This window comes from Actinomadura rifamycini DSM 43936 (assembly GCF_000425065.1).
GTDB lineage: Bacteria > Actinomycetota > Actinomycetes > Streptosporangiales > Streptosporangiaceae > Spirillospora > Spirillospora rifamycini.
In genome coordinates this window covers 235,206-247,230 of record NZ_AULB01000011.1, presented here as the reverse complement: position 1 = coordinate 247,230, position 12,025 = coordinate 235,206, and the positions used below count along the sequence as shown (strand labels likewise).

Annotated in this window: 12 protein-coding genes; 7 read left to right on the top strand and 5 right to left on the bottom strand. The window is 71.5% G+C overall.

Annotated features, from left to right (window positions below; translation table 11 throughout):
* The first annotated feature begins 447 nt into the window (after positions 1–447).
* Complete coding sequence (locus tag H505_RS0111475) at positions 448–1,134, top strand: hypothetical protein (RefSeq protein WP_125621334.1); 687 nt, start codon at positions 448–450, stop codon at positions 1,132–1,134.
* Between the two features lie 1,128 nt (positions 1,135–2,262).
* Here the strand turns inward: H505_RS0111475 and H505_RS47520 are convergent.
* The gene (locus H505_RS47520) at positions 2,263–3,030 is read right to left on the bottom strand and encodes a hypothetical protein (RefSeq protein WP_051300542.1); all 768 of its coding nucleotides are present in this window, start codon (positions 3,028–3,030) and stop codon (positions 2,263–2,265) included.
* Between the two features lie 178 nt (positions 3,031–3,208).
* On the opposite strand from H505_RS47520, the gene H505_RS0111465 reads away from it, so the two are divergent.
* Together H505_RS0111465 and H505_RS41265 are read left to right on the top strand one after the other, a co-directional pair.
* On the top strand, positions 3,209–4,147 hold the full coding sequence (locus H505_RS0111465; protein WP_026402100.1) for an aldo/keto reductase: 939 nt from the start codon (positions 3,209–3,211) through the stop codon (positions 4,145–4,147).
* Between the two features lie 72 nt (positions 4,148–4,219).
* The gene (locus H505_RS41265; protein WP_084550112.1) at positions 4,220–5,122 is read left to right on the top strand and encodes a serine/threonine-protein kinase; all 903 of its coding nucleotides are present in this window, start codon (positions 4,220–4,222) and stop codon (positions 5,120–5,122) included.
* 3 nt (positions 5,123–5,125) lie between these two features.
* Here H505_RS41265 and H505_RS0111455 read toward each other — a convergent pair whose 3' ends face one another.
* On the bottom strand, positions 5,126–5,785 hold the full coding sequence (locus H505_RS0111455; RefSeq protein WP_051300540.1) for a thiaminase II/PqqC family protein: 660 nt from the start codon (positions 5,783–5,785) through the stop codon (positions 5,126–5,128).
* A 128-nt stretch (positions 5,786–5,913) separates the two neighbouring features.
* On the opposite strand from H505_RS0111455, the gene H505_RS0111450 reads away from it, so the two are divergent.
* The 3 genes from H505_RS0111450 to H505_RS51565 all read left to right on the top strand — a co-directional run bounded on the left by H505_RS0111450 (position 5,914) and on the right by H505_RS51565 (position 8,886).
* Positions 5,914–7,197 carry a citrate synthase gene (locus H505_RS0111450; protein WP_026402098.1) on the top strand — a complete coding sequence of 428 codons (1,284 nt, stop codon included), beginning with the start codon at positions 5,914–5,916 and terminating at the stop codon, positions 7,195–7,197.
* A gap of 139 nt (positions 7,198–7,336) precedes the next feature.
* Positions 7,337–8,248, top strand: coding sequence for a hypothetical protein (locus H505_RS0111445; protein WP_026402097.1), 912 nt, complete (start codon positions 7,337–7,339; stop codon positions 8,246–8,248).
* Between the two features lie 11 nt (positions 8,249–8,259).
* A complete protein-coding gene (locus H505_RS51565; RefSeq protein WP_245592488.1) occupies positions 8,260–8,886 on the top strand; it encodes a nucleoside triphosphate pyrophosphohydrolase in 627 nt (208 codons plus the stop codon).
* A gap of 384 nt (positions 8,887–9,270) precedes the next feature.
* Here H505_RS51565 and H505_RS0111430 read toward each other — a convergent pair whose 3' ends face one another.
* Both H505_RS0111430 and H505_RS0111425 read right to left on the bottom strand, forming a co-directional pair.
* Positions 9,271–9,804, bottom strand: coding sequence for a hypothetical protein (locus tag H505_RS0111430; protein ID WP_026402096.1), 534 nt, complete (start codon positions 9,802–9,804; stop codon positions 9,271–9,273).
* Positions 9,805–9,884: 80 nt separating this feature from the next.
* On the bottom strand, positions 9,885–10,481 hold the full coding sequence (locus H505_RS0111425) for a DUF4291 domain-containing protein (RefSeq protein WP_026402095.1): 597 nt from the start codon (positions 10,479–10,481) through the stop codon (positions 9,885–9,887).
* Between the two features lie 143 nt (positions 10,482–10,624).
* Here H505_RS0111425 and H505_RS0111420 point away from each other — a divergent pair, with 143 nt between their 5' ends.
* Positions 10,625–11,299, top strand: a complete 675-nt coding sequence (locus H505_RS0111420; RefSeq protein ID WP_026402094.1) for an alpha/beta fold hydrolase — start codon at positions 10,625–10,627, stop codon at positions 11,297–11,299.
* Positions 11,300–11,302: 3 nt separating this feature from the next.
* Here H505_RS0111420 and H505_RS0111415 read toward each other — a convergent pair whose 3' ends face one another.
* Positions 11,303–12,019, bottom strand: a complete 717-nt coding sequence (locus H505_RS0111415; protein WP_026402093.1) for a TetR/AcrR family transcriptional regulator — start codon at positions 12,017–12,019, stop codon at positions 11,303–11,305.
* Between the last annotated feature and the right edge of the window lie 6 nt (positions 12,020–12,025).

The window sequence follows — 12,025 nt, the reverse complement described above, 5'->3', positions numbered from 1 at the left end:
GTCCTCTCCATCGGCGCCCCGGCGACCGCGGAGGCGACGTCCCCCGACATTCCACGCCCCCGCCGGCAGGTCCCCGCCGTCGACCGCGCAGCGTTCACCGCCGTCCACAGGGAAGACCGCCAAGGCGAACACCTCTTCCTGTTCTCCCAACTTCCCGCCAGGGCGAAGCACCCCAAGCGCAAGAGCCGGGAGCCCGACCGCTACTCCCCCACCCCGGCCCAAGCCAGGAACGAACGTCAAGACCAACCACATCCCCCAACCGACCACGCCAAGTCGCTAGGCACCCCCCAGATCAATCTCCCGCACCCACCACCCCTCCAGGCCGCCCTGCAACCGCCTCGATACTTCCTCACCTCCCACACCAACGCGGCAGACGTCACATCTGCGGCACATCCGGACTCGGACACACCTCCACCGGCCGCCCGCTCCCACGCCACCACCGCCACCGTGGCAACGGCGTTGCTCCTCCTCCTTCTCCCGGTCGTCGCCGCGATCTGCTACCCGTTGCGACGCCGCTTCTCCTCCCCCGCATCCCCGAACCCGTCGCCATCACCGGCGCTCCGGCACCGGCCGCCGGTCGACCCGTTCGCCGTCGGCACCGTGGGACTCGCGGGCCCGGGAGCCCTGGCAACGGCCCGCGTGCTGACCCTCGCCGCCCTCGGAACGCAACACCCGTCCCTGATCGTGATCCCGCGCCCGGACGTCACCCGCATGTTCGGCCTCGACGAAGACGAATTCCTCGACGACGACATGTCCGAACTGTTCATCCCCGGGAATCTCGACGCCGCCCTGGCCTATCTCGAAACCGAGCTGACGATCCGCCGGAACGCCGGCAAACCCCCCATCCCCCGGCTGCTCCTCGTCGCCGACTGCGCGGGCGAGACCGACCGGATCCACGAAATCCTGGACATCCAACGAGGCGGGGTGTCTGCGATCCTGCTGGGCCCCTGGACCGGCGACCGCGCGACCATCACCGCCGGTGGTCTGGTGGCCGTCCCTCCGACGGAGGCGACCCTGCCCGCCAGCCTGCCGACGATGTCCAGAATCCAGGCTCACGACCTCCTCTACGCCGCCATCACGCCCCCGCCCGTCCGCCGACGCCCCAACCGCCGCTCCACCGCCCGCCGCACCTGACCGAGCACAGACGGCCCAGGGGCACATTCAGCGCGGTACACACACCTCCAACCGCCCCCGCAGCGCGGGGCGCCAGAGCGCCGGGCCCCGGGGCCCCGGGGCACCGGGGCACCGGGCTCAGCGAACCGCGCCAGCTCGATATTCGGCGACCCGACCGACAGAAGCAGCCAGCCAGCATGACCCCGGCCGCCGCAGGGCAACAGCCGCCATGGCAACAGCCAGCGCGGCAGTCGATGCAGCGCCACGTCGGCCAACATCCACAAACCCGGCCTCGCGCCGCCCAGCCTTTCGACCACACCCGACCAAGCGCCGGCCGACACGGCAACGACTCGGCATGGCAGTCGACGGGCGGCAATCCAGGCAGCGTGGCGGCCCAGCACGGCGCGAAGGTCGCGCTCACGTGCCCGTGCCCTGGCTCCCTCGCCCCCACTGAGCCCTCAAAACGTCCACGCACCCGGATGCACGCACTCGCAAGGGTCGCGCTCATGTCCCCGCGCGCCCCGGCCTCCTCGCCCCCTGCCGTGCGACCAGGACGTCCGCGTGCCCGGATGCACGCACTCCGTGAGGGTCGCCCTTATGTCTCCGCGCTCTGGCCCCCTCGCGCCCCACCGCGCCCCCAGTGCGTGTACGCCCGGATGCGCGTCTGGCGACATGCTGTGGAGCGCGGAGCCACCCGTGGTCGCGGCAGCAGGGCGTTTCGGGGGCGAGCGCCCCCGGTCGGCGGTGGTTGCTATGCGCGGCCGGTCGTGGCGCCGCGGCTAAGGGCCCCGGCGGCCGGCGACGTCGGCCGGGTCGCCGGATACAGCTCCCCGCGGTCCGCACGCCAGCGCGCCTGGGCCCGCTCCCGCGACAGCGGTCTGGTTGCCGGACGAACGGCGATGGGCGCTGCCCCACTGGCACGACACCGCCGTCGGGGTCCGGTGCACGGCCCTGCGCCTCGCGCCCCTTGAGTCGTGAACCTCGGCTTCGTGGGGCGGCGCGCGAACGCGACAGCCGAGCGCCGTCCCGCACCTGGCAGTAACCGCCATGGCGGCAACGAGCGTCGCAGTCGGATACTGCCAGTGCGGGTGCGGTTTGCGGCAAAGGGGTGGGGCGGGGCGCCGGGCTAGTGGCGGTGGGGGCGGGTGGTCAGGGGTCGGGGAGTGGAGCGGCGGTTTCGGCTCTCAGGGTGCGGAGGGCGCGGAGGGCCCTGCGGAGGACGGCCGTGTCCGGTGGCTCGTCGGCGGCGCGGTCGAGATAGGCGTCGCAGCGTGCGAGCCAGGCGCGGGCGGCGTCCTCAACGCGGGCCTCGGCCCTGCGGGATCTCGCCGAGGCCAGCTCGCGTTTCTCGGTGAGGATGCGGCGGGTCAGCTCGGGGTCGTCGGCGAGGGCGTGGACGTCGCGGAGGCCGAAGCGGCCCAGTCGGTCGCGTTCGAGGCCGCGTTCCTCGGCTATCCGGTCGAAGGTCTTGCGGGGCCAGTCGAGGATCGTCGCGGCGCCGCCCGCGTCGACGCTGTCGAGGAGGGGGCCCTTGCGGGCGGCGACCACGTCCCGGACGGCCTCGGCGTCGAGTGCGTCGATGTCGCGGAGGAGGTAGACCGGGTGGCCGCGGAAGCTGCTGATGACGGTCAGGTCGCCGCGGGCCGCGAGGACCTCCACGTCGCGGCGTTCCACGTCGAGGCGGACTCGGGCGGCGAGGCGGGCGGCCGCGCGGGTGGAGCCGACCGGCGGCTCCTCGCCGAAGGCGGCGGCGACCCGTTCGCCGTCGTCCCTGCGTTTCTCGGCGAGGCCGGACGACCAGCGTTCGCCGTCCATGTCGGGTTCGGGAAGGATGCCGTGCTCCCTGCCGACGCGCATCTGCCAGCGGGAGATTCCGAGGTATCGGGCGAACTGGTGGGTGCCGTAATGGGCGGGCATGGCGGTCCTTTCGTCCTCGGGTCGTCGGCTTCCACCTTCGCTTTCGCGCCCGGCCATCGCACACGGAACACCGGCCTGTGGATAACTTCGCGAGAACGTTTTCCCCATTTCGGTTATTGCTGGTCATTTCGACGACCCATGTGCTTGGGAAGGGTCTAGAGCGTGCAAAAGTAAGGACATGAACTTGACGAGACGGCTGGGCATCGGGCTGGCGGCGGTGGGCCGTCCGGCGTACATCAACGTGGGCCGGGCGGAGGAACTCCCGCTGCACCGGGGCGTGGACGACCTCCGCCGGGCGACCTGGGATCTTCTGGACGCCGCCTACGCGGCGGGCATTCGCTGGATCGACACGGCACGGTCGTACGGCAGGGCCGAGGAGTTCCTGGGCGAGTGGCTCGAGGACCGGGCGCCCGGCAACGTGACCGTGTCGAGCAAATGGGGCTACGCGTACGTCGGCGACTGGGACATCGAAGCGCCCGTGCACGAACGCAAGGAGCACAGCCTGCAGCGGTACCAGTCCCAGTACTCGGAGACCCGGGGACTTCTGAACGACCATCTGTCCGTCTATCAGGTGCATTCGCTCACCTTGGACAGCCCCCTCTTCAAGGACGTCCGGCTCCAGGAGGCCATTGCGGAGGCCGCATCCGACGGGATCCGCGTGGGCTTCTCGACGTCGGGGCCGCAGCAGGGCGAGACCATCCGGCGCGCCATGGCCTTGGAGGTGTCCGGGCAGCGCATCTTCAGCACCGTCCAGTCGACGTGGAACATCCTGGAGACCTCGGCGGAGGACGCGCTGCGGGAGGCCCACGCGGAGGGCTTGCACGTGATCCTGAAGGAGGTGATGGCGAACGGGAAGCTGGCGCTGCGCCCGCCGTTCGCGGCGCGGACGGTCGCCTTCGAGAACTACGTGGAGCCGGACGCCCTCGCCATCGCGGCGGCGCTGAGCCGTCCCTGGGCGGGCACGGTGCTGATCGGCGCGGTCAGCCCCGCGCAACTCGAAGCCAACATGCAGGCGATGGGCGTGTCCCTGGACGCACGGGCACTGGAGGTGCTCGCGGGCCTTAGCATCCCGCCGGAGCGCTACTGGGCCGACCGGAGCGCGCTTCCCTGGACCTGAGCGGCGCACCGGCGGGACGCCTTCCGGTTCATGGCACGATGAAGCGCGCCCTCCAAGATCGGAAACGTGTCGATGCAGCCAGCAGTCCCAGAGATGATCGGCCCCTACCGCATCGTCGCGCGGCTCGGCTCGGGCGGGATGGGCGAGGTCTTCCTCGCGACGTCGCCGAGCCGCCGGGCGGTCGCCGTGAAGGTCATCCGGGACGAGCTGCTGGACGACCCGAAGTGGCGGGCGCGGTTCCGGCGGGAGGTGACGTCGGCGCGGTCGGTCAGCGGGTTCTACACGGCGCCCGTCGTCGACGCGGATCCCGACGCGGACCGGCCGTGGCTGGCGACGCAGTACATCCGCGGGGTGAGCCTCGCGAAGGCGGTGCTGGAGAAGGGGCCGCTGCCGGAGCGGGCCGCGTGCCGGCTCGGTGCCGGGCTGGCGGAGGCGCTCATCGCGATCCACGACGCGGGGGTCGTGCACCGCGACCTCAAGCCGTCCAACGTGCTGCTCGCGTCGGACGGCCCCCGTGTGATCGACTTCGGCATCGCGCGGCCGCTCGGGGCGGTCCCGCTCTCCCGCACGGAGGTCATGGGGACGCCCGCGTACATGTCGCCCGAGCAGGCGCTCGGCGAGCCCGTGACGCCGCGCAGCGACGTGTTCGCACTGGGGTCGACGCTGGTGTTCGCGGCGACGGGCTCGGCTCCCTTCGGCAACGGGCGCAAGGTGCGCGGGCGGATCGTGCACGGCATCCCCGACCTCAGCAGGCTGCCCGACCCGATGCGGGGCGTGGTGACGCGCTGCCTCAGCAAGCTGCCGGACGACCGCCCGTCACCGGACCAGGTCCTCACCGCGTTCTCCACGCTCCTGGACGCCCACTACGGCGTGGAGTGGCTGCCCTCGGGCGTCGAGGAGCTGATCGGCGCGAACGAGCAGACGCTCCGGGAGGTCACCGCCGAGCTGCCCACGCTCCGGGAGCCGTCCCCGTAAGGGTCAGAGACCTTCGGCGAGCGCGTCCCAGAAAGCCGTCTCGTAGGCGTGGACGAGCCGCGCGCACCGGACGGCCTCGACGGGATCGTCGCCCGCGGCCAGTCCGTCCGCCACGACGGCCAGGGCCCGCTCGCCGAAGCCGGGCGGCGGCTCCGCGAAGAAGGAGAAGAACGCGACCGCCTGCTCGGTGAAGCCGTAGCGGGCCCGCAGGGCGCGGGCGGTGCGCGCGCAGTACCCGCCCCACTCCTCGAGATTGACCAGCATGGCCAGTGCGACCTCGGTGGCCGTGCCGAAGGCCGCCCGCTGCGCGAGGTGGGCGGGGTATGCCTGAGCGAACGGGAGAGGGTCCCGGGCGTTGAGATTCTTCTCACTCTCGCCGAGCGCCGCGGCGAAGTCGTCCAGCAGGCCCAGCGCGTGCCCCTCTCCCTGGGCCAGCTCCAGAAAAAGGTCGCCGGAGGGCGGATCGGGATGGCGTGCCGCGAGGAGGGCGAAACTACGCCGATCGCTGCGCACGATGCGATACTCCTCGACGGCCAGCCAGACCAGGCGTTCTCGGGGCAAGTCGCCCGATTCGAGGAGATCGAGGAAGCGGTTGCCGCCCTCGGCGGACCCGATCTCGGCGCGGGCGCGCGCGACCAGTCCGGCCGCCTCACGGTCGCTCATGACTCCACGTGAGCACCTGCGGCGCCGTCCGTCAACGCGCCGGGCACGGATTGGCCCATGTGATCACCTGGATACGATGAAGAGCGGAACGTCTACGCAGGTGTGGACGCAGTTGGGAGCGAGCGAGTATGTCGGATTTCGAGCTCAACCACGCGGGCGGCCGGATGCCTCTCGAGGTGACCGAGGCGACCGAGGGGCCCTCCGGACTGGGGGTGAACACGCTGCTCAAGGACACCGGGCACGTCACCCTTGATCCCGGTTTCACCAACACCGCGTCCACCACTTCAGCCATCACCTATATCGACGGTGACGCGGGCATCCTGCGCTACCGCGGGTACCCGATCGAGGAGCTGGCCGAGAAGTCGTCCTTCCTCGAGGTCGCCTACCTGCTGATCTACGGGGAGCTGCCGACCGGGGACCAGCTCGCCGCGTTCACCGACAGCGTCCGCAACCACACCCTGCTCGACGAGAAGTTCCGCGCGTTCTTCTCCGCCTTCCCGCGGCGCGCGCACCCGATGGCGGTGCTGTCGTCCGCGGTGAGCGCGCTGTCGACGTTCTACCAGGACAGCCTCGACCCCTTCGACCCGGAGCAGGTCGACCAGTCCAGCATCCGGCTGATCGCCAAACTCCCGACGATCGCGGCCTACGCGTACAAGACGTCCAACGGTCAGCCGCTGCTCTACCCGGACAACAGCCTCGGGTACGTCGAGAACTTCCTGCGCATGACGTTCGGCCTGCCCACGCAGCCCTACGAGGTCGACCCGGAGATCGTCCGGGTGCTCGACATGCTGTTCGTCCTGCACGCCGACCACGAGCAGAACTGCTCCACCTCCACCGTGCGGCTCGTCGGCTCCAGCCAGGCCAACCTGTTCTCGTCGGTCTCCGCGGGCGTCGACGCCCTGTTCGGCCCGCTGCACGGCGGCGCCAACCAGGCGGTCCTGGAGATGCTGGAGCGGATCCACCAGGACGGCGACGACATCGAGACGTTCGTCCGCCGGGTCAAGGACAAGGAGCCCGGCGTCAAGCTGATGGGCTTCGGCCACCGCGTCTACCGCAACTACGACCCGCGCGCCGCGGTGGTCAAGAAGGCGACGGGCAAGGTCCTGGACGCGCTCGGCAAGTCCGACCCGCTGCTGGACCTCGCCATGCGCCTGGAAGAGGTCGCGCTGAGCGACGACTACTTCGTCGAGCGGAAGCTCTACCCGAACGTCGACTTCTACACCGGCGTCATCTACAAGGCGATGGGCTTCCCCACGAACGCCTTCACCGTCCTGTTCGCGCTCGGCCGGCTGCCCGGCTGGATCGCGCAGTGGCGCGAGATGATGAACGACTCCGCCACCAAGATCGGCCGCCCGCGCCAGGTCTACGTGGGCCCGGGCGAGCGTCACTACGTGGACGTGTCCGCCCGCTGAGGCGCACGCCGGACGGCGGCGGACGGGCCCTGCCCGCCCGCCGCCGTCCCGCTTTATCCACAGGTTCGATTTCCGATTACATGCCCCTCGGTGCTCGCCGAGGCTGGGTTCCACACCGGCCGAGCGCGAGGAGGCAGCCATGCCAGTCACGATCACCGTCCCCGAGGAGACGACCGCGCGGTTCGTCGTCGCCGCGGACCGGGCTCCCGGCGACGTCGCCGCCGTGATCCGCCGGGCCCTGCCCGAGCCGTACGCGAAGGCAGCCGCGGAACGCCTCGGGACGCCCGGCCTGATGATCACGATCCATCCGGCGGACTCGGCGCCGTGGCGGCTGCACCGCGCGGTCGGCGTCGACGCCGCCGACGGCGAGGCGATCGAACGGGCCGACCGGCACATCGGAGTCACGTCCGTCCTCAGGGTCGACGATCTTCCGACGGCGCCGCACATCGTGCGCGCCGCCGCCCTGGCGATCGCCGAGGAGGTCTGCGGCGTCCCCGTCGACCTCGACACGGACCAGATCCTCCCCGCGTCCCGCCCCGGCGACTTCGGCGACTTCGTCCTCGCCGACGGGTGGCTCGGCGCGTCCCTCCCGCCCTACCGGGCCGGAGGGCGCTGCGAAGCCGACGACGGCGAGGACTGCACCTGCGTCCGCCTCAGGTCCCGCGGGCTGCGCCGCTTCGGGATCCCCGAACTCGAGATCACCGGCGTGGCCTGCCCGCAGGACGTGGCCGCGCTGAACGTCCTGCGCACCACCGCGCAGCGGCTCCTTCCCCTCGGACGGCATCCGGGCCGGCACACGGTGACGTCCGAGCCGGCGCTGACCGGCACCGACTTCGCCGAGTTCTGGGGCGGCCGACGGCCGATGTGGGACGGCGACCCCGTCACTGTACGGCTGGTCGAGGCCGGTCCCGGGCGGCTGGCCATCGAGCAGCCCGCCGACTTTCCCGGGACCCTGAACGACTGGCTGTGGGACGAACTGCCCTCGGCCCTCCACCAGGTGCTGAGCCGCGAACCCGACCGAACACCGGCCGCGTCCGTACCCGGCGGCTAACGTCGCCCGTCATGGACGAGTCTCTGCAGAAGGTGCTGGCCGACGTCGCCGCCGAACGCGACGCCCAGGAGCGGACCTGGGGCGTCCAGGACTTCCCGGACGGCACCGGACCGGCGTTCACCGAGCGCGCCGATCAGTCCAAGCGCGACTGCGCGGACGCCGCGGCGTCCGGAGAGCTGGCCTGGCGGCACATCCTGGCCGAGGAGTTCTCCGAAGCCCTCGCGGAGTCCGATCCGGTCCTGCTGCGCGGCGAACTCGTGCAGACGGCCGCGGTCGCGGTCCAGTGGATCCAGGCGCTCGACCGCCGAAACGGCGGCGGCGCCCCGGCGGAGAAGCTGGTCCGCGACCGCATCCCGGAGATCATCACCGGCTCCGGCCGAACCCCGCAGACCCGTATCGCCGGGCAGGACGAGTACACGTCCCTACTGCGCGCCAAACTCTCGGAGGAGGTGACCGAGTACACCGCCGACGCGGATCCCGACGAACTCGCCGACATCTTGGAGGTCGTCCACGCCCTCGCCGCCGTCCACGGACTCTCCCCCGGCGACCTGGAACGCCGCCGCGCGGCCAAGGCCGCCGAACGCGGCGGCTTCACCCGCCGAGTCGTCCTCCGCCTCCCACCGCCCGAAGGCGATTGAGCGGTCACGGTTCGCCCCAAGGCGACACCCGAGCCAGCGTCTCCAGCCGCACAGCCGCCGTCCGGCTTACCGCTCCGTGCGCGCCGCCCACGCCTCCCACACTGCCAGCACCCGCACTACCCGCCCGCCAGCCACCTGCCGCACCCGCCCACGGGGCCCGGCAGGGCAGGGAACCGGGGGCGTGACGTGGCGGGCTATGAACGGGCGGGCACGGGGGGCGGGCACGGGGCGGCGGGCACGGGGCGGCGGTACGGGCGGCGGGCACGGGGCGGCGGGCACGGGGGGGCGGGCACGGGGGGGCGGGCAGGGGGCGGTACGGGCGGGGGACGGGGGTGGTTATGGGTTCGGGTGGTCGTGTGGCTTTGTCGGTGTGCGGGGGCCGTGTTATGGGTTCGTGGGGGTGGGGGGCGCGTGGTGTGCGGAGTTGAACACCCATTCGTTCCAACGGAACTCGGTGTCGATCAGGACCAGGGTGCGCCAGCCGCGGTAGAGGCAGCCTGAGCGGTGATCGTGGGGGCCGAGGCCGTCGACCAGCTCCTGCCACAGGTCGTAGTCCTCGTGCTTGAGCAGTTGCGTGGCCTCGGTGATGACGATGCACTCCGCGTTGGTGGAACGGTCGTTCAGGGCTTCCCCGAAGTCCGTCCAGCCTCGCGTCGCCGCGTACGGCAGCTGGAGGGCTGCGACGAAGTGTTCAATGGCCCTGGCCGCGGTTGAGCAGGCCGAGCCCAGGACCATGCGCACCGTGACTTCGGTGGACTCGTCCCCGAAGGCCGCGTCGAGGTCCCGGTCGAGGCGCCGAACCAGATCGTCGGTGTCGGACGGGTCCGCCTTCATGATGACCAGTGCGCCGCATTCATCGATCACTCGAGCGGTGAGCGCGGCGATGTCGTCGTCGGTGTGCACGGGAGTCTGAGCCATGTCCCCATCGTGGGATATCGACCAGCGTGGTGCCCAATGATTCGTGATTTCGAGGGCCGGTTTTCCGCGCTCGAAGGTGTTCAGGTTGCGCCTATGTTCTTGGCCAGGTTGGGGGGCAGAGGGTAGGGGCGTTCCGAAGGGAGGAGGTTTCTCGCTTTCGCTGCCTGGCCGTCTTGGAGCAGGCGGTGGATGCGGCGGGCGAGGGGGGTGCGGTCCTCGATACCGAGGATCCAGTCGTCCACGTAACGGTCGATCACGTGGCGGCTCAGGCCGATCTGGATGCTGCGGTGTTCGAGTTTCTGTCCGCGCAGCGAGCGTTCCGGGTCCCATTGGACGTGGACGGTCGAGTTCGCGAAACGGCGGCGCCATTCGTCGGAGTCGCGGAAGATCCGGCGGTCGGCGCGGGTGGGTACGGCCAGGGCGAGGGCCTCTTCCCATCCGGTGCGGGTGAGCCGCACCGCGAGGATCACGTCCTGACCCGGCTTGCGGGCCCAGTTGCTGCGCGCCATCAGCCAGAGGAAGGAGGGTTTGATCCAGGTCATCCGGTTGCGCGAGAAGGGGTCGACGAACGTGCCGTGGGCGATGGCGGGTGCGCCGATTTCCGGCCGGTACGCCTGGTAGACGGTGATCGAGTCACGGTCGTGTTCGGCGCGGATCTGCCGGAGCGGAACGGTCATGTCATGCCTTCGTCGAGGGGCGGCGTCGCGGTGCATGGTGGCGTTCGCTGCATGGGCGGTCAACGCGTTTATCGGCCGGTGTCGCGGGCCCGGGCGGGGGTAGTCTGCCCGTCGAGGGTCGTTTCCGTTCGGGGGCTGGGATTGTGGCTACCTTCGTTTTGATTCCCGGGGCCGGTGGGCGGGCCTGGTACTGGCATCGGCTGATTCCCGAACTGCGGGGGCACGACGTGGTGGCCGTCGACCTTCCGGCGGACGACGACTCCGCGGGGCTGCGGGAGTACGCCGACACGGTGGTGTCCGCGATCGGCGACAGGACGGACGTGGTGCTGGTCGCTCAGTCGATGGGCGGGCTGACGGCGCCGCTCGTGTGTGCGCGGGTGCCCGTGGGGTTGCTGGTGCTAGTCAACGCCATGGTGCCGGTACCCGGGGAGACGGGCGCCGAATGGTGGGGGAACACCGGGCAGCCGCGGGCGGCGGCCGAGTTGGCGGTGCGGCAGGGGCGGACGCCCACCGAGGAGCTGGACCCGATGGAGATCTTCTTCCATGACGTCCCGCCGGACGTGGTCGCGGAGGCGATGCGGGAGGAGCCGCCGCAGTCGTCGGCGCCGTTCGAGGAGCCGTGGCCGCTGAAGGCGTGGCCCGGCACGCCGACCGTGTTCCTGCAGGGGCGGGACGACCGGCTGTTCCCGCTCGAATGGCAGCGGGGAGTCGTCCGGGACCGGCTGGGGATCCCGGTCGAGGAGCTGCCCGGCGGGCATCTGGTGGCGCTCGGGCATCCGCGGGAGCTGGCGGCGCGCCTGGTGCGGGCGGTGTCCTGAGGTTCAGCCGCGCGTGCGGCGGCGGTGCGCCTTCTGGCGGCAGGCCGGGCCGCAGTAGCGGGCGGGGCGGCCGGTTCGCGAACTGGCCAGGGGGCGGTCGCAGATCTCGCAGGCGCCGACCTTTCGTGACACTTTCGTTTCGTTACTCGGTTTCGTCACGTCGGGGCGCAGGGCGTCCAGTGCCAGAGCGGTGATGCGGCGCGGCGGGACGGCGGCGCGGCGGAAGCGCTCCATCGCCATGCAGCCGTTCACGAGCGTCCGCACCTCGTGGACGTTCACGTCGCCGCGGACGGCGCCGGCCTCGGCCGCCCGGCGGAGCAGCACGTCCAGGGCGTCGGTGAACGCCGCGTCCATGCACTCCCCCTCCAGCGCCCTCGCCCCCTGCTCCGTGAGGGCCTCGCACAGCGCGTGGTTGACCATCGCCTCCTCCACGACCCGGGCGACGAAGTCGTAGAACGCCGCTCCGGGGTCGTTCGCGGCGGCCAATGCCCGGGCCTCGTCCACCATCGCCCGGATGCGGACCGCGACCACGGCCTCGAACAGCGCCTCCTTGGTGGCGAAGTTGCGGTACACGGTGCCCGCGCCGACACCCGCGCGGCGCGCGATCTCGTCGAGCGGGACGAGTCTCCCGTCCGCGGCGAACGCCTCCAGGGCCGCGTCCATGATGCGTTCCCGGTTGCGGCGGGCGTCCGCGCGCATGGGCGGTCGATCGGTCGGCACGGGCCG

Coding starts and splice junctions, on each gene's coding strand:
- H505_RS47520 (WP_051300542.1), bottom strand. CDS start 3,030: ATGCCCGCCCATTACGGCACCCACCAGTTCGCCCGATACCTCGGAATC.
- H505_RS0111465 (WP_026402100.1), top strand. CDS start 3,209: ATGAACTTGACGAGACGGCTGGGCATCGGGCTGGCGGCGGTGGGCCGT.
- H505_RS41265 (WP_084550112.1), top strand. CDS start 4,220: ATGCAGCCAGCAGTCCCAGAGATGATCGGCCCCTACCGCATCGTCGCG.
- H505_RS0111455 (WP_051300540.1), bottom strand. CDS start 5,785: ATGAGCGACCGTGAGGCGGCCGGACTGGTCGCGCGCGCCCGCGCCGAG.
- H505_RS0111450 (WP_026402098.1), top strand. CDS start 5,914: ATGTCGGATTTCGAGCTCAACCACGCGGGCGGCCGGATGCCTCTCGAG.
- H505_RS0111445 (WP_026402097.1), top strand. CDS start 7,337: ATGCCAGTCACGATCACCGTCCCCGAGGAGACGACCGCGCGGTTCGTC.
- H505_RS51565 (WP_245592488.1), top strand. CDS start 8,260: ATGGACGAGTCTCTGCAGAAGGTGCTGGCCGACGTCGCCGCCGAACGC.
- H505_RS0111430 (WP_026402096.1), bottom strand. CDS start 9,804: ATGGCTCAGACTCCCGTGCACACCGACGACGACATCGCCGCGCTCACC.
- H505_RS0111425 (WP_026402095.1), bottom strand. CDS start 10,481: ATGACCGTTCCGCTCCGGCAGATCCGCGCCGAACACGACCGTGACTCG.